Below are 20,581 nucleotides of genomic sequence, written 5' to 3'. Positions count from 1 at the left end.
GCGCTGTGCCATGAAGTTTCTTCACCTCATTCTTGCCCTGGCGGTTTCTTTTGCAGCTCGTGCCGACGCGGAAACACAGGTGCTCAAATGGAAGGACGGCAAGAAGGCGGCGTTCATGCTCGCCTTCGATGACAGTGCGCCGAGTCAGTTGAAGAACGTCGTGCCGGAGCTGGAGAGGCGGAAGATCATCGGGAACTTTTATCTCGTCACCGGCAACAGCCTGTATGCCGCGTTGAAGCGGCGCTGGGAGGATGCGGCAAAGAGTCCGTATGTAGCGGTCGCGAACCACACCTTCACGCACAAAGGCGTCAACAATGCCGCGGAGCTTGATCCCGAGCTGGCGAAGTGCAACGAGGTTCTCGACAAGCTGAAGCCGGAGCGCAAACAGCCGCATCTGCTGGGCTTCGGCAAGCCGGGCGGCGTACCGTGGAAAGTCACGGCGGAGGAACAGAAGACCGCATTGGCAAAACATCATCTGTGCGACCGCCCTCCATTCTTCGGGCCGCCGATCCACTACAAGTCGGCGGCGGAAACGGTCGCGGCAGTCGATGCCGCCATCGCGAAGGGCGAAATGGGCCATCTCGATTTCCACGGCGTCGGCGAAGACTGGCTCGTCACGCCGGTGGAGTGGTTCACCGCGCTGCTCGACAAGCTGGAGGCGGTTCGTGATCAGGTCTGGATCACCGACGTCGTGTCCTGGCATCAATACGTCATCGAACGGGAATCCGCCGCGATCAAGCCGCTGGCAGCCGGCCCTGACAGCATCAGCCTCGAACTCACCTGCACGGCCGACCCGGCGCTCTACGATCTGCCGCTGACTCTCTCGACCAAGGTTCCTGCCGACTGGAAGAACTGCGTGGTGACGCAGGGAGCGAACAATTCCACCGTGCCCGTACGTAATGGCGCGGCGCAATATGATGCGCAGCCCGGTGGTGGCACGATCACGCTCAAGCGGGCTCAGTGAGCTTGTCGGTTGCGCCGATGCGGCCACTCAGCATCGACTACCGTCTCACGGAGATGCCCTGGCATGTGTTCCGGTGAGGTGGCCAAAGTTCTGCAGGTGTGCCTTTGGAGCTGCCGCTTTTATTGTTGGCGCTGGTTGGAGAACAGCTAACCTCGGGCGCATGAATGCCTTCATGGGATATGCCGTGTTTTGCTTCTTTGGCTGGCTCATTTTTCGTGACCGTCGGCGACTGATGGATGCCTGGCGCTCACGAAACTGGCAGCCTACCAAGGCAATCGTCACGGCGCTCAAAGATCAGGTGTTTGAACTGGACAGTTGTGGCCAGTATTCATCTTATGTAGGCCGCCACTCAGCAAGGTTTTATACGTTCCAATACTGCGTAAATGGTGTTGTTCATGAAACCGATTGCTTCTCTTTCGACGGACCTCTGTACACATGGAATAGGCGCATTGTCCACGAGCATCCTCGTCTTGAGGTTGGTGATGAGACGGTCATTTACTTTGATCCTGCCGATCCTAGGCGTGCAGTCATCCTGCGCGGCTTCTCATTTAACACCTTGATTGTGCCTCTCATTTGTCTCTACGCGCTTGGCTGGGCGGTGTGGCACACGATTTGACGAAACTTCCGCTTGTGCATCTGCTGCCGCAGAGTCTAAACCCAGAACTACTTTTATCATCTGATGATCCTCGACACTCTAGACCACGCCGCCCGCTATGAATCGCTGAACTCCCGTTTCGCGAAAGCCTTTGCCTTCCTCCGCACCGTCGATGGCACGCAGGCGTTGGGGCGGCATGATCTGGATGGTGATTTATGCTTTGCCTTGGTGCAGACGTATGAGACGAAGCCGTTGGAGAAGGCCAAGTTCGAGGCGCATCGCAAATACATCGACGTGCAGTTCATCTTCAGCGGTCAAGAAACCATCCTGTGGGCGCCGCTGGCGTCGATGCAGGAGGAGACGATGGCTTACTCCGAGGAAAAGGAGGCGGCGCTGTGGAAGCTGACGCCGGATTTCACGCCGCTGCACGTCAGCGCGGGTCATTTCGCGATTCTCTGGCCGCAGGATGCGCATGCCCCGTGCGTGGAGTGGGAGAAGCCGGAGCAGGTATTCAAGGTGGTGGTGAAGGTCGCGGTGCAGTGAGGGTTTAAACCCACAGACCCTTCAACATCTCGCCTGGCTTCACGCCGAGCGGGAACTTCTTCGCCAGCGCGTGCTGGTCGATGCCCGCGAGCTGGCGCAGGGCCTCGTGAATGTGCTCGGGGCGCATGCGGATGCCTTTTTCATCGAGCGCGAGGTTCTGGACGCTGATGGTTTTGCACATCTGCTTTTCGTCCGTGGCGCCAATGACACGGTTGCCTTTGATGCCGGGACCGAGAAAGAGCGCGCTGCCGATGCTCCAGTGGTCCTTGCCGTTGCCCTTGTTGTAGTCGGGTGTGCGGCCCATCTCGCTCTGGATGATGACGACGAGTTTCTCACGAAGCTTGAGTTCCTCGGCACGGCGAATGAAGTAGGCGATGCCGGCGAGGAATTCAGGGATGAGCTTCATCTGGTCGCGGTCGTTGTTCGCGTGGCTGTCGAACTGGCCGATGGTGAGGTTTGCGCTCACGCACACGCCCGCTTTGAAGGATGCGAGTGCGATCTCGGCCTGCTGCGACATGCGTTCCTTGGGAACCGAGGCCGGGATGTGCGGCACGACACGCTGGAGCGCCTTTGAACTCACCTGTGCGGCGTAGAGCATGTTTTCGGCGCGTTCCAGGCGCGGAAGCTGCGGCTGTGCGCCAACGGACTCATGTTGTTTCGCGAGCGCCTGCTCGATGCGGTCCATGACGAACCCTTCGTGATACGGAGAGCGCTCATTGCCCTCGACATGGTCGGCGAGCGCCACTTTTTTTAGCGAAGGCAGATACGGCACACGCGACATGGCGACGAGATTGCCGGTGTTCGAGTAGTTGCCGAAGGTGAGATACGAAAGCGGGCAGTCGGGGCCTTTGCAGGCCGCCACGAGCGCGGCGAAGGTCGGATATGCGAGGCTGTCGAGCTTTCCCGTGGCCATGTAGCGCGCGCCGGGGCTGTGATTGTTCACGGAGTAGTCTAGGCCATTCACAGCGAGCAGCTCCTTGCCGAACTCGGCATAGAACTCCTCGTTGCTCATGCCTCCGTCCTTGGTTTTCTCGGTGGGCGCAAACTTGTGCGCGCCGTGTGTGAGGATGTCGCCTTCTTTATAGAGGCGGTTGATCTCGTTGATGCCCTTCGGGTCCATCAGATAGGTCGTGTCCCAGCCACCGGAAGCATTGAAGACGACGTAATAAGGCCCCTCATAGGGCGGCGTCTCCTTGTCAGCCGCGCGTAGCGTGCGCGGCACGGCGACGCCGAGTCCGGCGAGCGAGCAGAGTTTGAGAAAGTCGCGTCTCATGGTGTGTCATTCATAAAGAAACTCCAACCGCCGCAGCAGGTAGGTCATCACGCCGCGCCAGGCGCGGATGGTGTAGTGCGGGTCAGGGATCGGCGTGCGCTCGGGGTCGGGGCGGCAGTAGTAGCTCTCCTGCGGCTCGCGGCGTGACATGGCGGCGTCGGTCAAGATGCCGGTGAAAAGTGCGTGCGTGCGGCTGACTTCGTCCGAATCGACCGCATCGGAGCGACCGAGCACGCGCTCGTGCAGATGCGCGATGGTCGATTTGATCCTCGCATCGGATTCAACGGTGCCGGGCAGCGTGTCGGACTCCACTTCGTGGAAAAACAGGCGTTCGGCGGCGGGGCGGGTGAAATCGAGCGCGGTGTTCTTGCAGGCGATGTCGTTGCTCATCGTGCGCATGATGGCTCCCATCGCGCCACTGGGGTCGGTGGCGCGCTCGGTGACTTCTTTGCTGTCGATGCCGCCGTAGAGCATGGCCAGGCCACCGTCAGAGTTTTTCAGGCGGCCCCAAGGCTTGCCGAAGACTGCGGCAATTTTCCGTTCGAGTTGCTCGGGTGAAAGCATGCGCGCGATGCCGATGTCATCGAGTTCGGCGAGGCGTTTCTCATCCGCGATGGCGGTGGCGATGCCGTCGGCGCGGTAAAAGTCGCTCGTGGCGAGGTCTTGGATGATGTGTTTGAAGTTGAAGCCGTTTTTGGCGAAGCGCGCGGCGATTTCCTCGATGATGCGGCGCTGTGCGGTGTAGGAGCGGCGTTTCGCATCGTGCAGCGGATCTTCGAGGTCTTTCGGTGGCAGCAGCGCTTTGCGACCGGTGAGAATGTACCAAGCGTGCTCTACCATCGCGACGGCGAAACGCGGGTCTTTTGCCGTGCGTTCGCCGAGCCACTGTAGCGAGCGCCAGCGTTCCTCACCTCGCATGTCCTCACCCTCGAAGCCAGCCTGGAACATGTCCGTGAACCAGCCATCCTTCCGTTTTCCATACACTCCCTGGTCGGCGAAGCGCCAGTAGTCCTGAAACAAGCTGGCGACTGGATCGAGCGTCTTGTGACATACCACGCATTCGCTCGCTTCCATCGTCGGCACTTTGTATTTGGCGGTGACAGCGGCGGCGTCCGTGACGCGTGCGGCCAGCTCCAGCACGTCCACGCCGAGGAAGTGCTGGTAATACATGCGGGCACGCAGGCGATTGCGGTTGGTCTCAGTCGTCGGATAACGACAGAGCCACTGAAACGTGCTGAGCAGCCCGGCGTGTGGATAGAAGCCCGTCCCGCTCTCCTGATCTTGCTGCTTGGAGCGGCCCTTCAGCGCATGAAGACGAACGGGAATGTATTCAAACGGATCGTTCGTGTCTTTGAACTGTCCTTTGATCTCCTCGAAGATGCCATACCCACGCGCGGTGTAGGGCGTGACCATGATGTGGTCGGCGGTGATGATCTCGGTGAAGGGGCGGTCGTTGCGCACGACGTACTCGATGAGCTTCATCGGCTCGCCATGCAGCGCCTCGCGATACTCCCGCGCCATCTTGTAGCCGGCCTGCTTGCGCTCTTTCTCGTCGGCGATGTCTGCAAACTCCCACTTCTGATACCACAGCCGCGTGTTCTGGAAGTGATCATACGACAAGAACGTCTCCGCATTGCCATCGGCACCGACGGTGAGGAAGATGTCGTTGAAGCCCTCGCGCAGCCGCTGGTAGAACGCATCCTCCTTCATCAGCGCGGCGAGGTGTGATTTCACGTCGCGCTTCAGCTCCTCCTGCGTCGGCAGCCGTCCGGCGAGCGAGAGTGAGGCGCGGCGGATGACACGTTGATCGTCCAGCATGACGACATCGGCGAAAAACGGCGTCTCATCGGTTTTCACCGCCACTTTGGGCTCTTTGGCAGGCGCGGTGACTTGCTTCACATAGTCCGCCAGGAGTCGATAACCGGCGGAGTCCGGCTTCAACACATCTTCTCCCTCATGATCGAGCTTTCCCGCGGCTTTCAGCAGAAGACGCGATTCACCGTCCTTCATGGACTTCGCCATGCGCGCAAACGCCGCCTCGTTGTGAATCTGTGACACATGACGCCCGGTGGTTTTGTCCCGCGCCGGGTCCTGGAGCACGAACTTGCTGTCCTCGGCGTCACCGCCGGCCTTGTGGCACTTCAGGCACGATTGCGCGCCGACCTTGGGCCAGACCTGTTCGTCAAAAAACAAGTCACGCCCGGATACAGGAGCAGTGGTCAGCAGGACCAGTGCAGGCAGGAGGCTGGCGGGACGTTTCATGGTGCGGAAAGGCAAACGCTCGCGTCAGCCCTTACTTTCCACGGCAACATCGCGCGTTGGCACCCCGTAGGTTTGTACCCCAATGAAGCTGACGCCTGCTGTTTTCCTTTGTTCCCTCGCCGTGACTGCTCGCGGCGCGGATGCCGTGCTCACGTTTGAAAAAGACGTGCGCCCGATCTTGAAGACGCATTGCACGCATTGCCATGGCGAGGAGGAGAAGCCGAAGGGCAAGCTCGATCTGCGTTTGCGGCGGTTCATGGATCAAGTGGTCGTCGCGGGTGAACCGGCGAAGAGCAAGCTCGTCGAGATGATCCGGTCCGGCGAGATGCCGGAGAAGGGAAAACCGCTCGCGGAAGCGGAACTGGCCGTGATTGAGAAGTGGATCGCTCAAGGTGCGAAGACAGCAAAAGCTGAACCGCTCGCGCTGGCACCGGGACCGATCATTTCGGATGAGGATCGCGGGTATTGGGCCTTCCAGCCGATCCAGAAGCCTGCGGCGCCGAAGAATGTGGAGGCGCAGAAAATGCGCACGCCGGTGGATGCATTCGTTCTAGCAAAGATGGGTGAAAAAGGTCTGCAAATGGCCCCGGAGGCCGATCGCAGGACGTTGATCCGCCGTGTGACACTCGATCTGACCGGCCTGCTGCCGACGCCGGAGGAAGTGGAGGCATTTGTAGCTGACCAATCGCCGCTGGCTTACGAGCAGCTTGTCGAGCGCCTGCTGGCCTCGAAAAACTACGGCGAGCGCTGGGCGCGGCATTGGCTGGATGTGGTGGGTTACGCGGACTCGAACGGCTTCTCCGAGGCCGACAGCGTGCGGCCTCATGCGTGGCGGTATCGCGACTATGTGATCCGCTCAATGAATGAGGACAAGCCGTGGAGCGAGTTCATCCAGGAGCAGGTCGCGGGTGATGAACTCGCCAGCGCGACGCATGGCGACTATCAGCAGGCCGTGCTTGATCCGAAGCGCACCGATCAACTCATCGCCACTGCCTTCCTACGCATGGCTCCCGATGGCACGGGCGATGGGCCGGAAGATCCGAAGCTCGCGGCGAATCAAACCATCGCGGAGCAGATCAAGATCACGACCTCGTCGCTCATGGGCATGACCGTGGCCTGCGCGCAGTGCCATGATCATCGCTACGATCCGATCACCCAGGCCGACTACTACCGCCTGCGTGCTGTCTTTGATCCTGCCTATCATTGGCAGGCCTGGCGCACTCCGGCGAATCGCCTGTATTCACTCTACTCACCGCAGGAACGTGCGAAAGCCGCTGAGATCGAAGTGAAGGCCAAGGAGATCGAAGCGGAAGCACGCGCGATGTCGAAGAAGTTCCTCGACGAGATCTTCGAGGTCGAGATCAAGAAGGTGCCGGAGGCCGAGCAGGCTGCGTTCCGTGTCGCCCGCGACACGCCGGTAGCCAAACAGACGCCAGAACAAAAAGCGCTCATCAAGAAGTATCCCTCCGCGCTCGCCACCTATTCGCTGGATCTCTACGACAAGAAGAAACAGGACATCGTGAACGCGAAGATGGCCGAGGCCACGACGCTGCGCACGACGAAGCCTGCGGAAGGATTTGTCATGGCTCTTATGGAGGTGAAGCAGAAGCCGCAGGCCTCGCATCTCTTCAACCGCGGCGACCACGAGCAGCCAAAGCAGCTTGTCGAGCCTGGCGAGCTGGGAATCCTCGCTCAACCGCAGATCGAGCCCTTTAAACCTGTGCCGGTGAGCAGCGGCTCAAGCGGTCGTCGTCTTGCGTATGCGCAATGGCTCACAAGCGGCAAGCATCCGCTCGTGGCACGAGTTTTGGTGAACCGCTTCTGGCTCAATCACATGGGACGCGGCATCGTGAACACGCCCGGCGATTTCGGCCGCCAAGGCGAACTGCCCACGCATCCCGAACTGCTCGACTACCTCGCCGATGAGTTCGTGAAGAGCGGCTGGAAACTCAAATCGCTGCATCGTCTCATCTTGCTCAGCAGCACCTATCGCCAGTCTTCCGTGAATGACGCCTCGTTGCGTGCCGATCCCGAAAACCGGTTCTATGCCCGCTTCAAAATGCGCCGACTCGATGCCGAGACGTTGCGCGATTCCATGCTCGCCACCACCGGCACGCTCGTGCAGGCCAGCTACGGCCCGCCCAGCGGCATCGGTCGCGATCCGCAGGGCCGCGTGATCACCGGCATCGACAAAGGCACCATCACCACGCACAAGGTCGATCCCGCCGGTGCGGATGATTTCCGCCGCTCGATTTATGTGCAGGTGCGCCGCAGCAAGCCCGTGACCGTGCTCGACACCTTCGACGCTCCGACGATGAGCCCAAACTGCGAGATGCGCAGCCAGACCACCGTCGCGCCGCAGTCGCTTTTGCTCATGAACGACACCTTCGTGCTCGACAGCTCGCGTCGTCTTGCTGATCGCGTCACCGCCGAAGCCCCGCACGACCGCGCGAAGCAGCTCCAGCGCGTCTGGAGCCTGCTTTACAGCAAGCCCGCCACCGACGCCGACATCACGAAGTGTCTCAGCTACCTCGACGAGCAAACCAAGGCGCTCACGCAATATCACCACGACATCCAGCACGCGAAAGGCGTCGTCCCGAATCCACCGCAGGAGGCCATGGCCAGCCTGTGCCAGATCCTTTGCAGCTCGAACCGTTTCCTCTACGTCGAATGAACCGCCCCCAACTCTGCTCACGTCGTCATTTCCTTCACGCCAACGGGTTCGGTCTTGGCACCGTGGCGCTTGCCTCCTTGCTAGAGCGCGACGGCCTGCTCGCCGCGCCGGTGAAGCCGGAAAGCTTTGGCGAGATTCGCTACGATCTGACGCCGAAGAAGCCGCACTTTGAGCCACGCGCGAAGGCGATGATCTCGCTCTTCATGATGGGCGGGCCGTCGCAGATGGACCTCTTTGATCCGAAGCCGATGCTCACGAAGTATCACGGTCAGAAGTTCCCCGGTGAAATCAAATACGACAACCTCGCGCAGGCATCGGCGAAGTGCTTTGGCTCGCCATGGAAGTTCGAAAAACAGGGCCAGTGCGGCATGGAGATCAGCGAGCTGCTGCCAAACCTGAGCAAGGTGGTCGATGAGATCACGCTGATCCGCTCGATGACCTCCGGCGTGAGCAATCATGCGCAGGGCCTCTACGCGATGAACGGCGGACGCATCACCGCCGGTCGCCCCGCGCTCGGTTCGTGGCTGACGTATGGTCTCGGCAGCGAAACAGACGAACTGCCTGCCTACATGGTGCTCTCGCATCCCGGCGGCCTGCCAACTTTCCAGGGCGAGCATTTCACCAATGGCTGGCTGCCCGCGTTGTTCCAGGGCACACTCGTGCGGCCCACCGAGCCGCGTATTTTGAATCTCGATCCGCCTGCCTCACTTGCTGGTGCGCCGCAGGAACGGCAGCTCGCGTTGCTGAAGGCCTTCAATGAAGATCATCTCTCGCAGCATCGGGGCGAACTCGATCTGCAAGCGCGCATTTCCAGCTACGAACTCGCCGCCAAGATGCAGACCGCCGCGAAAGAGGCGCTCGACATTTCGAAAGAGCCGGATCACGTCAAAATACTCTACGGCGTCGATAATCCGATCACGAAGGACTACGCCACGCGCTGCATCATCGCGCGTCGTCTCGTCGAACGCGGCGTGCGCTATGTGCAGGTGCTGAATGCGGGCCAGTCTTGGGATCAGCACGGCTCGCTCATCACCGCGTTGCCGAAGAACTGTGAAGCGACCGACCAGCCTAGCGCCGCGCTCATCAGCGATCTCAAACAGCGCGGCTTGCTCGACACCACTGTCGTGCATTGGGGCGGCGAGATGGGACGACTGCCCGTGCTGCAAAACGACGCAGGCCGCGAGAAATGGGGCCGCGACCACAACACCTACGGCTTCAGCATGTGGGTGGCTGGTGGTGGCTTCAAGAAGGGCTATGTCCACGGCGAAACCGACGAATTTGGCCACAAGGCCGTCATCGACGAGGTGAAGCACTTCGATTATCACGCCACGCTGCTGAAACTCTTCGGTCTCGACCACAGCAAGCTCACCTACAAGCGCAACGGCCTCGCCGCCTCGCTCACCGACAATCAAGGTGCCAAGGTGGTGGATCAACTCATCGCATAAATCGCAGTCACATCGCCGCTCGAATCCGACATGACTCCCGACGTTGATTCGAGCACGCCAAACCGCTCCGCCACCTGGAAGTGGACGATCTGTGGCCTGCTGCTGCTCGCCTCGGCGATCAACTACATGGACCGCCAGACGCTGGCGAATGCGTCCGTGCGCATCACGAAGGAGTTTCAGCTAACGCAGGCGCAGTATGGCAATATCGAGGCCGTGTTTGCCTACGCCTTCGCGGCGGGTTCCATCGTGTTTGGCTGGCTGGCGGACCGCTTCTCCGTGCGCTGGCTGTATGCCGGCGTGCTGACAATGTGGTCGCTCGCCGGACTGGCGACGGGCTTCGTGCATAACGAACAAGAACTGCTGTGGTGTCGCATGGCGCTCGGTTTCTTCGAGGCCGGGCACTGGCCTTGTGCCATCCGCACCACGCGGGCGCTGCTGGATGCGCGTGAGCGTTCACTCGGCAACAGCGTGCTGCAAAGTGGCACCTCCATCGGCGCGATCATCACGCCGCTCATCATGACCGGACTCATGACGGCGGAACTCGGCAGTTGGCGCGTCGCGTTTCAAGCCGTCGGTGCGGTCGGTTTCGCGTGGCTGGTGCTGTGGTTCGCGTTGGTGAAAAAGTCTGATCTGCCTGCACCGGTGAGATTGAGCACGACCGAAGTGGAACCGGCTTCGGAGAGCCTGTGGAGCATCATCTTCAGCCGTCGCATGCTCGTCGTGTTCTTCGTCATCGCCTGCATCAACACGACCTGGCAAATCCTGCGAGCTTGGTTGCCAAAGATCCTGCAAGAAGGGATCGGCTACACGGAATCGCAGACGCTCTACTTCACTTCGGTTTGGTATGTGGCGACGGATGTCGGCTGCCTCGGCGCGGGTGCGCTCGCGGTGTGGCTCGGCAGACGAAAGCTCTCGGTTCATGCCGCTCGCGTGATCGTCTTCGCCGCGTGCGGTGCGCTGTGCGCCACCTGCGCGCTCACGCCGATGCTCGACAAAGGCTGGGTCTTGCTTCTCGTGCTGCTGCTGGCCGGTGCGGGTGCGCTCGGCGTGTTCCCGCTCTACCACGCCTTCACGCAGGATCTCTCCGCGCGACATCAGGGCAAGATCACCGGCATCGCGGGTGTCGTCGCGTGGGTGCTGCCTGCGCAGGCGCAGAAGCTCTTCGGCGCGCTCGCAGATCGCACGCATTCGTTCGATCAAGGTCTGCTGCTCGCCTCCTTCCTGCCGCTCATCGCCGTTCTGCCTCTTTGGTTGTTTTGGGAAGACAAATCGGACCGCACCTCATGAACACGAAGCTCATTACCCGCCGCTCCTTTCTGCTCACCAGCGTTGCTGCGGCCGCCGCCAGCGCCGCACCTGCTCCAGCGCGCAAAAAGATCGCGCTCATTGCCACCGTCGTGTTCGAGAAATCACATGCGCAGCACTTCATCGACCGCTTCGCGCTCGGTTATGGCTGGGGTGGTGAATGGCGGAAGCCGGAGGTCGATCTCATCTCGCTCTACATCGATCAATTCCCCGAGAAGGATCTCGCCCGTGGCCGCTCGAAGCGCTACGGCATTCCGATTCACAAGAGCATCGCCGACGCGCTCACGCTCGGCACCGGCAAGCTCGCCGTCGATGGCGTCGTCATCATCGGCGAGCACGGCGACTACCCCGAGAACGAAAAAGGCCAGACGCTTTACCCGCGCTACGAGTTCTTCAAAGAAGTGGTCAAAGTCTTCGAGTCCAGCGGCCGCAGCGTCCCCGTCTTCAACGACAAGCATCTCTCCACCGACTGGAAAAAGTGCGTCGAAATGGTCGCCGACTCGAAGCGTCTGAATTTTCCCTTCCTCGCCGGTTCCTCACTGCCCGTGACACGACGTCTGCCCGCCATCGACCTGCCATGGGGCACACCGCTGGCCGAGAGCGTCTGCGTCGGCTACGGCGGCGTGGAGAAATACGACTTCCACGGTCTCGAAACCTCCCAATGCATGTCCGAGCGCCGCAAAGGCGGCGAAGTCGGCATCAAGAGTGTGCTGGCGCTGCGCGGCGACAAGATGTGGGCACACGCCGCCGGTTTGAAGCAAACGCAGCGACTCCTCCTCGCCGCACTGAGTCGCAGCCACACATTGCCCGTGAAGGAAGGCTATCCCACCGAAGCGATCAGCTTCGATTGGGCGCGGAAGAACTTCCCCGATGCCTACGCCTACTTCATCGAGCACCGCGACGGCTTCCGCACCACGCTCTTCATGCTCGGCGTGCGCGACTTCAACTACGCCGGCCTCAACAGCGAAACCGGCGAGATCACCTCCTGCCAGATGTTCCTGCCCATGCCCACTTCGGTTGCGACCACCGCTGACTTCTTCAATCCGCTCGTTCATCACATCGAGCGCATGGTCATCGACAACCGCGCCGCCTACCCCCCCGAGCGCACCCTGCTCACCTCCGGCATGGTCATCGCCGCCGTCGAGTCACTGCATCGCGAAGGCAAGGTCATCGAGACCCCCGAGATGGAGGTGCGCTACACTGTGCCGAAGGAATCGAAGTTTTGGCAGGACTGAGACCAGTGAGAGACATGCTTCGCGCAGCGTTTGTTTCTTCGCATGATCTTCCGCAGCGCTCTCCAAGCTTCGCTCGCCTGCGCCATCGCCTCGATGACGAGCGCGGTCGCGCAGGATGTGGCGTTCTTTGAAGCGAAGGTGCTGCCGGTGCTCAAGGCGCGCTGTTATGAGTGCCATTCGCATGAGAAGAAGATGAAGGGCGGACTGACGCTCGATTCGAAATCCGGCTGGGAGGACGGCGGTGAGAACGGGCCGGCGATCATGGTCGGGAAACCGGAGGAGAGCCTCATCATCAAAATGGTGCGCTGGACAGACAAGGACCATCAGATGCCGCCGAAGGAAAAGCTGCCTGCTACTGAGATCGTGTTGTTAGAAGAGTGGGTGAAGCTCGGTGCGCCTGATCCACGCGTGCTGGTGACGCGGCCGACTTCGACGGACTGGTGGTCACTGAAGCCGCTGGTGACGCCGAAACTGCCCGTCGTCGCAGGCGTGGAGCATCCGGTGGATCGCTTCATTCGCGCACGACTGGCCGAACGGAAGGTAGCGCCTTCGCCAGAGGCGGATCGTCGCACGCTGATCCGGCGCGTGATGTTTGATTTGCACGGTCTGCCGCCGACGCTGGCGGAGGTGGAGGCGTTTGCGCGTGAAGGTGATTATGCGGCGTTGGTGGATCGTTTGCTGGCTTCACCGCGCTATGGAGAGCGCTGGGCGCGGCATTGGCTGGATACGATCCACTTCGCGGAAACGCACGGCTGCGGTCACGATCTGCCGCGTGATCATGCGTGGCGGTATCGCGACTACGTCATCAAGTCATTGAATAGCGACAAGCCATGGCCGCGCTTCGTGCGCGAGCAATTGGCGGCGGATCGCTTGTTTCCCGACGAGCCACAGCTTATCCCGGCGTTAGGATTTCTCGGCGCGGGCGTGTTTGATCACAGCGCGTATCAGACGGCACCGACAAACTTCGATTACCTCGACCGCGATGACTTGGTGACGCAGACGATGGCCGCCTTTACCAGCACGACGGCGAACTGTGCCCGCTGTCACGCGCACAAGTTCGATCCGATCACGCAGGAGGACTATTATGCGCTGCAATCGGTCTTCGCGGGCATCATCGAGGGCGATGTGGCCTTTGATGAAAGCGTGAGCGTTTCGCAGCAGCGAAAACGCTGGCAGTCGCTGCTTGCGGCAGCGGATGCGCAGGACAAGGCAGTGCCGCTGACACCGGAGAACGCGGCGCTCGTCGCCGCATGGGAAAAGCAGCAGGGACCGGCGGTGAAGTGGACGATGCTGAACTATGAGAGCTTTGTCAGCACCGAAGGCGCGGCGCTTTCACGCAGCAGAGAGGTCATCATCTCCAGCGGAGCGAAGCCGGACAAGGACACATATGTCATCACCGCTGCCGTGCCGCTCAACAAGGTGACGGCTTTGCGGATCGACACGCTGGCTGACAAATCACTGCCTATGAGCGGACCGGGCAGACAGGACAATGGCAATCTGACGCTCAGCGAAATCGAAGTGCAGCTTTTTGAATCAGGCGCGGCTCAACCGGTTAAGCTGAAGTTCTCGCGTGCAACCGCAGACTTCGATCAACAGGGCTGGACATCGTCGATGGCCATTGACGGCAAGGCGGAAACAGGCTGGGGCATTCATCCAGCGGTGGGCCAGTCGCATCATGCGGTGTTTGAACTGGCGCAGCCGCTCACATTGAAGCCCGGCGCGAAGCTCACGATCTCGCTGAAGCAGTTGTCAGGCCGGTCGCATCTCATCGGCCGCTTCAAGCTCTCCGTGACCGACGAAGCGGCTGCACATGCCGCAGCCATGCCCGTGCTCGCCGCCGAGGCGCTCGCCGTCCCGGCGGAGAAGCGCAGTGAGCCGCAGCGCCTCGCGCTTGCTGCTCATGTGTTGCGTATCCGTGCCAATGAAGAAGCGCAGAAGCTGCCTGCGCCATCACTCGTGTATGCCGCAGGCAAGAAGGCGGATGTTTTGCTCGCTGTCAGCAAAGGCACGCCGACCACGATGGCGAAGCCGAAGGTTGTGCAGTTGCTGAAGCGTGGCGAGTTCGGCAAACCGATGGCCGAGGTGCCCAGTGGTGCGCTCAGCGCCGTCAATGCCATGCCTTCGCGCTTCACATCTGCCCATGCGGGCGATGAATCGGAGCGACGTGCTGCGCTCGCGGACTGGATTGCCGATGCGAAGAACCCGCTCACTTGGCGGAGCATCGTGAACCGTGTGTGGCATTACCATTTTGGCCGCGGCATCTGCGATACACCGAGCGACTTCGGACGCATGGGCGGTCTGCCATCGCATCCCGAACTGCTCGACTGGCTGGCGTGCCAACTGCGCGACAGCGGCGGCTCACTGAAGCATCTGCACCGCCTCATCGTCACCAGCGCCGCGTATCGTCAGAGCAGCGAGCAGCGCGATGATGCGGCGAAGCTCGATGGCGACAACCGCCTGCTCTGGCGCATGAACCGCCTGCGCCTCGATGCCGACAGCTATCGCGACCACGTGCTCGCAGCCGCCGACAAACTCGATCTCACCCTCGGTGGCCCCAGCGTGCGGCAATTCGTCACTGGCCCGGCCGTGCAGCTCACGCCCACGCTCGATTACACCGCCTACGACTGGGCTGCCGTGCCCAAACATCGCCGCAGCATCTATCGCTTCGTCTGGCGCGGTGTGCCCGATCCATTCATGGAGACACTCGACTTTCCTGATCTCGGCTTGCTCGCGCCTAGCCGCAGTTTTTCAGCCTCCTCGCTGCAATCACTCGCGCTCTACAACAACGCCTTCGTCCTGCATTTCAGCGACGAGTTGGGCAAACAAATCACCACACCCGCAGATGCCGTGCGCCGCATTCTTTTGCGCGAACCGACCGCCGATGAAATCCGCGACTTCACCGCGTATGCGCAGCAGCACAGCCTCGCCGCGCTGTGCCGCGTGCTCATCAACAGCAGCGAGTTTCTCTTTGTGAACTGAATGAACACCACCGCACCATCCTTCAAGCCATCACGTCGTGATGTCCTCGGCGGCATCAGCAGCGGTTTCGCGGGTGTCGCGCTGTCACAACTGCTGGCGCGCGATGCTTCGGCCGACGTATCTTTGCCAAAGCCCGAGTTAAATGGCGGCATTCATCATCGGGCCAAGGTGCGGCGTGTGATCCAGCTTTTCATGAACGGCGGTGCGAGTCCGATGGACTTGTGGGACCACAAACCGATGCTGACGAAACAAGATGGTCAGAAGCTCGGCTCGAAGGTGAAGATCGAAGGAGCGACGGGCATGCAGGGTCCGCTGATGAAAAGCCCGTTCGAGTTCAAGCAGCACGGGCAAAGCGGGCGATGGGCGAGCAGCTTGTTTCCCGAGCAGGCGAAGCTCGTCGATGAGATGGCCTTCCTGATGGCGATGCAGGGCCGCTCAAACGTGCATGGGCAGAGCGCCTACCTGATGAACAACGGTTTCCTGCTACCCGGTTTTCCCTGCATGGGCGCGTGGATCTCATATGCGCTGGGCAATCTCACTGACAACCTGCCCACTTTCATTGTGCTGCCCGATGCACGCGGTCTGCCTTACAACGGGCGTGGCTGTTTCACCTCCGGCTTCCTGCCCGCGGTGCATCAGGGCACCGTCATCAAAGCCGGCGCAGCGCAGGCCATTCCTGATCTGTTTGCGAATGAGAAGTTCGGCTTTGCCAGCCGCCAAGCCGACACCGACGGCCTCAACTTGCTGAACCAGATGAACCGTGCGCATGCGGCAAAACATCCCGGTGATTCGCGGCTTGATGCCCGTATCGCCGGCTATCAACTCGCCGCCAAACTCCAGCTCAGCGCGCCGGAGGCCTTTGATGTGATGCGCGAGCCAGAGTCCGCCCGCAAAGCCTACTGCCTCGACAGCGCCGACAAACCCACCGCCGACTTCGGCAAGCGCTGCCTGCTCGCCACACGTCTCATCGAACGTGGTGTGCGCTTTGTGCAAGTATGGAGCGGTCCTGAGGGTGCATCGAACAACTGGGACAACCACGGCGACATTCCCAAACAGCTCCCACCGATGGCCGCCAGCATCGACAAGCCCATCGCCGCGTTGTTGCAGGATCTCCGCCAGCGCGGCCTCGCCGAAGACACGCTCGTCATCTGGACCACCGAGTTTGGCCGCACGCCCTTCTCGCAGGGCTCGCTCGGTCGTGATCACAACTGCGGCAGCTTTGTATCGTGGCTTTGGGGCGCAGGCATCCAGCCCGGTGTCGCCCACGGCCAAAGCGACGACTGGGGCTATCAGGCGATGCACGACATCACCACCGGCTACGACATGCACGCCACCATCCTGCACCTGCTCGGCATTGATCATGAACAACTCACCGTCCGCACGAATGGCGTCGATCGCCGACTGACGGATGTGCATGGGCAGGTGATTCAGGAGGTGCTGGCTTAGCATGAAACGATTTTTCATCGGCGCATGGCTCGTCATCGCCTCCTTCGCGAGTGCAGCGGACTTCTTTGCGTCGAAGGTCGAGCCGCTGCTGAAGCAGCGCTGCTTCGAATGCCATTCGCATGAGAAGAAGATCAAAGGCGGACTCGCTCTGGATTCGAAGTCGGGCTGGGAAAAAGGTGGCGAGAGCGGCCCTGCCATCGTTCCGGGCAAACCGGAGGCGAGTTTGCTCATCAAGGCGGTGAGTCATGTGGAGAAAGACCTCAAGATGCCGCCGAAGAAGATGCTGCCCCTCGCCGAGATCACGCTGCTGACGGAGTGGGTGCGACAGGGTGCGCCTGATCCGCGCGTAACTACCCAGACGACCGAACTGGCCGTGGACGATGCCTGGGAGGTGGAGTTTCAGAAGCGCCTCGGTTGGTGGAGCCTCAAACCGATGCGGCGCGATGAACCACCGATGGTGAACGATGCTGCGTGGTCGAAGGAGCCGGTGGATCGTTTTGTGAAGGCCGCGCTTGATGCCGCTAAGCTCACGCCCGCGCCGTCGGCGGAGCCGGAGGTGCTGCGTCGGAGGCTGTCGTTGGTGCTCACTGGTCTGCCACCTGTATTTCATGAGTCCCATTCATCCTATGAGTCCTATGTGGACTCCCTTCTCCAAAGCCCCCACTTCGGCGAACACTTCGCTCGTCATTGGATGGATGTGGTGCGCTACACGGACACCTATGGCTACGAGTGGGACAATCCGGCCAAAGGCGCATTCGAATATCGCGACTACTTGATCCGCGCCTTCAATGACGACATTGGCTTCGACCAGCTCATGCGCGAACAACTCGCCGGTGATCTGCTGCCGCAGTCGCGCATCAACCGAGAAGCTGTCACGAACGAAAGCCTCATCGGTCCGATGTTTTATCACCTGGGCGAGCATCGCCATGGCAGCAGCCTGATGTTCAACGGCATCCACCAGGACATGGTGAACAACAAGATCGACGCTTTCTCCAAAGCCTTCCTCGCCACCACCGTCGCTTGTGCGCGATGTCATGATCACAAGCTCGAAGCCGTCTCGCAACGCGACTATTACGCGCTCGCCGCGATGTTCACCACGCCGCGCTGGACCGCGCGCGTCGTGGATGCGCCGGAGAAAAACGATGCGGCCATCGCGAAGCTCAAAGAGCTGCGTGCGGCCATCCGCGATGAACTTGCCGCGCTCTGGACAAGGAGAGGCGCTTTCCAAGCGCCTGCACTCAAAGCCTGGGCGGTTGAAAACCGCCCCTCCTTGGAGAATACCAAGCCCGCAGACATCGCTCATCCGCTGTCGCGATTGCTCAACAGCATCGCCTGGGCCGAAACGAAGAATCTCAGCGCCACTGCCCAGCATTCAAAGCTCACCGTTGAACCTGACGGCTCGATCTTGGCCGTCGGCGATGCTCCAGCGACCGACACCTACACCGCGCGCTTCACCACCGGCGGCGGCAGGGCCAGCGTCTTGCGATTGGAAGCACTCGCACACCCGAGTTTGCCCGTGCGCGGTCCGGGACGCACGGATCGGGGCAATTTTGTGCTCTCGGAACTTCGCATCGAGGTGAAACCCTTCGCATCTGATGGCAAAGTGGATCCTACACAGCAGATCTCGCTCGCAACGGCGCGCGCGACCTACTCGCAGCCGAATTACTCCGTCGAAAACCTGCTCAAACCAGGAGCGAGACGTTCCGGCTGGTCGGTTGGCCTCGCGCCATTCGGTATCGATCACATCGCGACTTTTACGTTCGCTAAGCCGGTCGAACTGCCGCATGGCGGCGAGTGGACGATCACGCTCGACCATCGTTATGGCGACCAGCATGTGCTCGGGCATTTCCGGCTCACTCCGGGCGACGAGACGCCAGCCGATCCAAGCAACCAGGCGATTGCCGAACTCTGGAAGCCGCTCGTCAATGAGTGGCGCACCACTCGCGAGCAGCGCCACAAAGCCAACGCCGTCTTCAAACCGCTCGAACCATGGAGGGGCGCTTTCCAAGCGCCCAGGGCGGTTGAAAACCGCCCCTCCTTGGAATGGGTCATCGAGGGCGACGGCATCAAGCACGGTTTTGTCGAGGAAGCCGCACCGCTCATCGCGCTCGAAGGCGATGCCGTGATCTCACGATTTCTACCGCGCGGTTATCACACGCACGCGCTGTCCTCCAAGCTGCCCGGCAGTCTGCGCATGCCGCCGCAGCTTGCCGTTCCGGGCAAGATGGTGAGCCTGAACCTCGCGGGCGGCGAGTTCAGCGCCTACCTCGTGGTGGATGATCACGCGTTTCAGAATGAAACCTTCACCTTTCTCACCAGCGCGGAGCCGCAATGGAAATCCTTTGCCGATGCGGAGCTGAAAAACGGCGTGCAGCAGGTGACGGTGGAGTTTGCCACATCGCCGCTGAATCCGAACTTCCCACCGCGCACCGGACTGGCGAAAGGAATGAAGTATCAAGACTTCGGCTACGACAAACGAAGCTGGCTCAGCATCACCGGCATTGTTTCGCACGACTCCGGCGGAACGCCGCAGGATGAACTTGATGCGTTCACCGGCTTGTATGACGGCGACGCATCCCAAGATGCATGGGAACGAGTTGCCGCGTGGTTCAACGCTGCCGTCACGCGTTGGCGCGAACGCAAAGCTCGATCCGGCGACCGCCAGATCCTCGACTGGCTGCTCGCGAACGGTTTGCTGTCCAACAAAGCCGAGCCTGGCAGTCAGCTCGCGACGTTGCTCGCGGATTATCGACGCATCGAAAACGCCATCGCCTTCCCACGCAGCGTGAACAGCATGGACGAGCGCGAAACCGCACCCGCCCGCTATCCGTTGAATGTGCGCGGCAATGTCGATGTCAGCGGTGAGCTGGTGAAGCCTGCTTTCCTGAAAATGCTCGATGGCAGTCGTGTTACTGGCCGGCTCGAACTCGCCGAATCGCTGCTCGATCCCGAGCATCCGCTCACGGCCCGCGTGTATGTGAACCGTGTGTGGCAGTGGATCTTCGGCACTGGCCTCGTCGCCACACCGGATGATTTTGGCCGGCTCGGCGGCAAGCCTTCACATCCCGAACTGCTCGACTGGCTGGCGCGTGAATTCATTCACGAAGGCTGGTCCACCAAGAAACTCGTGCGCCGTCTCGTGCTGAGCCAGACCTTCAGGCAGGGCTCAGGGAGGGGCGCTTTCCAAGCGCCCTCGGCGGTTGAAAACCGCCGCTCCTTGGAGGTCGATCCCGAGAACCGTTTGCTGCATCATTACCCGACGCGTCGCCTTGAAGCCGAGGCGATCCGCGATTCGTTGCTCGCCGTGTCCGGTCGGCTCGATCCGCAGCTCTACGGTCGTCCGATTCTGCCGCCGCGCAGCGTCGAGGATGGCCTCAAGCGACTTTTCACCGGCCCACTCGACGGCAATGGCCGCCGCTCGATCTACATGCAGATGTCCATCATGGACCCGCCGAAGTTTCTCATCGGCTTCAACCTGCCCGATCTCAAGCTGTCCACAGGCCGGCGAGATGTGACCAACGTGCCCTCTCAGGCGCTGATCATGCTCAACGACCCGTTTGTGAATGCGATGGCGAAGCATTGGGCGGGGGAGTTGATGAAAAACACGACCGCGAGCCGTGAAGACCACATTCTCAGCATGTTCGAGCGTGCGTTTTGCCGCCAGCCGCGCGAGGCAGAGATGCAGCGGTGGGTTTCGGCATTGGCAGACTTCGGCGGTGACTCGCCAGATGCATGGGAGCGGCTCGCTCATGCGTTTTTTAACTCGAAGGAGTTTATCTACTACCGCTGATATGAAGACACACCGCGAGAGATTAGAATGGCGCAAGAGTTCTGATATTTTGTGCATTCTCTCGCGCCAT

12 protein-coding genes are annotated in these 20,581 nt (G+C 60.9%); 10 read left to right on the top strand and 2 right to left on the bottom strand.

The window, feature by feature from the left end; translation table 11 throughout:
• Positions 1-10 precede the first annotated feature (10 nt).
• From U1A53_RS05085 to U1A53_RS05075, 3 genes are all read left to right on the top strand, one after another.
• On the top strand, positions 11-964 hold the full coding sequence (locus U1A53_RS05085) for a polysaccharide deacetylase family protein (RefSeq protein WP_322279403.1): 954 nt from the start codon (positions 11-13) through the stop codon (positions 962-964).
• A gap of 160 nt (positions 965-1,124) precedes the next feature.
• On the top strand, positions 1,125-1,580 hold the full coding sequence (locus U1A53_RS05080; protein ID WP_322279402.1) for a DUF3592 domain-containing protein: 456 nt from the start codon (positions 1,125-1,127) through the stop codon (positions 1,578-1,580).
• Between the two features lie 63 nt (positions 1,581-1,643).
• Positions 1,644-2,102 carry a YhcH/YjgK/YiaL family protein gene (locus tag U1A53_RS05075; RefSeq protein WP_322279401.1) on the top strand — a complete coding sequence of 153 codons (459 nt, stop codon included), beginning with the start codon at positions 1,644-1,646 and terminating at the stop codon, positions 2,100-2,102.
• Between the two features lie 4 nt (positions 2,103-2,106).
• Here the strand turns inward: U1A53_RS05075 and U1A53_RS05070 are convergent, their stop codons facing one another.
• Entirely contained in the window at positions 2,107-3,375 is a 1,269-nt protein-coding gene (locus tag U1A53_RS05070) for a DUF1501 domain-containing protein (protein WP_322279400.1), read from the bottom strand.
• A gap of 6 nt (positions 3,376-3,381) precedes the next feature.
• Positions 3,382-5,637 carry a hypothetical protein gene (locus tag U1A53_RS05065; protein WP_322279399.1) on the bottom strand — a complete coding sequence of 752 codons (2,256 nt, stop codon included), beginning with the start codon at positions 5,635-5,637 and terminating at the stop codon, positions 3,382-3,384.
• An 82-nt stretch (positions 5,638-5,719) separates the two neighbouring features.
• Between U1A53_RS05065 and U1A53_RS05060 the strand changes: the two genes are divergently transcribed.
• From U1A53_RS05060 to U1A53_RS05030, 7 genes are read left to right on the top strand one after another with little or no spacing between them, the layout of a single operon-like run.
• Positions 5,720-8,311 carry a PSD1 and planctomycete cytochrome C domain-containing protein gene (locus U1A53_RS05060; protein WP_322279398.1) on the top strand — a complete coding sequence of 864 codons (2,592 nt, stop codon included), beginning with the start codon at positions 5,720-5,722 and terminating at the stop codon, positions 8,309-8,311.
• On the top strand, positions 8,308-9,756 hold the full coding sequence (locus U1A53_RS05055; protein ID WP_322279397.1) for a DUF1501 domain-containing protein: 1,449 nt from the start codon (positions 8,308-8,310) through the stop codon (positions 9,754-9,756). Before U1A53_RS05060 ends, U1A53_RS05055 begins: the two co-directional genes overlap by 4 nt.
• 30 nt (positions 9,757-9,786) lie before the next feature.
• A complete protein-coding gene (locus U1A53_RS05050) occupies positions 9,787-11,043 on the top strand; it encodes an MFS transporter (RefSeq protein ID WP_322279396.1) in 1,257 nt (418 codons plus the stop codon).
• Positions 11,040-12,296: a hypothetical protein gene (locus tag U1A53_RS05045; RefSeq protein ID WP_322279395.1), complete on the top strand. Its 1,257-nt coding sequence runs from the start codon at positions 11,040-11,042 to the stop codon at positions 12,294-12,296. The genes U1A53_RS05050 and U1A53_RS05045 overlap by 4 nt, the downstream gene beginning before the upstream one ends.
• A 42-nt stretch (positions 12,297-12,338) precedes the next feature.
• Positions 12,339-15,275: a PSD1 and planctomycete cytochrome C domain-containing protein gene (locus tag U1A53_RS05040; RefSeq protein ID WP_322279393.1), complete on the top strand. Its 2,937-nt coding sequence runs from the start codon at positions 12,339-12,341 to the stop codon at positions 15,273-15,275.
• Positions 15,276-16,721, top strand: coding sequence for a DUF1501 domain-containing protein (locus tag U1A53_RS05035; RefSeq protein WP_322279392.1), 1,446 nt, complete (start codon positions 15,276-15,278; stop codon positions 16,719-16,721).
• A 1-nt stretch (position 16,722) separates the two neighbouring features.
• Positions 16,723-20,511: a PSD1 and planctomycete cytochrome C domain-containing protein gene (locus U1A53_RS05030; protein WP_322279391.1), complete on the top strand. Its 3,789-nt coding sequence runs from the start codon at positions 16,723-16,725 to the stop codon at positions 20,509-20,511.
• Positions 20,512-20,581 lie beyond the last annotated feature (70 nt).

This window comes from Prosthecobacter sp. (genome assembly GCF_034366625.1).
Lineage (GTDB): Bacteria > Verrucomicrobiota > Verrucomicrobiia > Verrucomicrobiales > Verrucomicrobiaceae > Prosthecobacter.
This window is presented reverse-complemented; position numbering and strand designations above follow the sequence as displayed.